Here is a 1,174-nt window from a genome sequence, read left to right as displayed (position 1 = left end):
GCCGCCTTAGCTCAGATGGCCAGAGCAACGCACTCGTAATGCGTAGGTCTCGGGTTCGAATCCCGAAGGCGGCTCTGTGGAAGCCCCAGGACTCACTCGCCGTGACCTGGGGCTTTTGCTTTTTAGGCGATCAGACGCATCGGCGGCACAGGTATCCGCGCCGCACGGCGGAACGGGCCAACACCGGCACAGGCGCCCACCGGCCGCGGTGCGCCCGGTGGGGCGGTGGACCGTACGGAGACTGCCAGGCCGGCCGCTCGGTTTGACCCGAGCCGCCCACGTCGCGGCGCCGTACGGCCGGGTTTTGCGGCAGGTTCAGGCGGGTGGGCATGAGCACCCAGTTTTTGGACACAGAAATACACCGGTTCCAGTGAGAAGACCGCAGCGAAAAGGAGCGCGGCGCACATGTGTGCCGCGCGACGGATCAGCGCTCGGGGGGTCTCACTTGGTGTACAACGGCACGTCCTTGGCAGGGCGACTGTGGGCGGGAGCACGCTAACGGCACACGGACGTGTGGCTCCACTGATTTTCAGGCGTCGAACGCCTGTCGGTCGCCGCCCGTTGTGGCCGAACGCCGGTCCGATCGAGTGGACTCGCAGGGACGCGTACCGCAGGAGGGCCTCCCGTCGGGCTCCGGGTGGTGCCGTTGCACCCTCAGCCCCGATCTGGAAGCGGTGCCCCGACATGCGAAGTACTTCCTCCCGACGCCTGCTCGCAGCCGCGCTGCTGGCGGCGTCCGTGCTGGCTCCGGTGGCGGCGGCTCCTGCCACTGCCGACACCGCGGTCCACCTCGCGGGCGCCGATGGCCATGGCCAGGACAAGTGTCCGCCGGGTGGCTTCGGACGTCACATGACCGCGCGGCTGGACAAGGCCGTCGAGGATGTCCGCCGGGAGGCCGGCATCCCCGGGGTCGCCGTCGGGCTGTGGATGCCGGGCAAGGGGTGTTACGTCCGCGCGAGCGGGGTTGCCGACAAGGCCACCCGCGAGCCGATGAGCACCGATCTGTATACGCGGATCGGCAGCGAGACCAAGACCTTCACGGTCACCGCGCTGCTCAAGCTCGTCGACGACCGGCGGATCCGGCTGGACGACCCGATCTCCCGCTACGTCCACGGCGTGCCGAACGGTCACCGGATCACGCTGCGCCACCTCGCCGAGATGCGCAGCGGACTGT

At 69.0% G+C, this 1,174-nt stretch carries 1 protein-coding gene and 1 tRNA gene; both read left to right on the top strand.

The window, feature by feature from the left end; all coding sequences use genetic code 11:
• A tRNA-Thr gene (locus ACZ5CR_RS46375) sits at nt 1-74 on the top strand.
• 610 nt (nt 75-684) lie between these two features.
• Nucleotides 685-1,174, top strand: a 490-nt coding sequence (locus ACZ5CR_RS46370; RefSeq protein WP_468870069.1) for a serine hydrolase domain-containing protein, incomplete at its 3' end; no start/stop codon positions are given.

This window comes from Streptomyces sp. NPDC031274, assembly GCF_055570235.1.
Note: the sequence above shows the minus strand (reverse complement) of the source record. Positions and strands in the feature narration are given on the sequence as shown.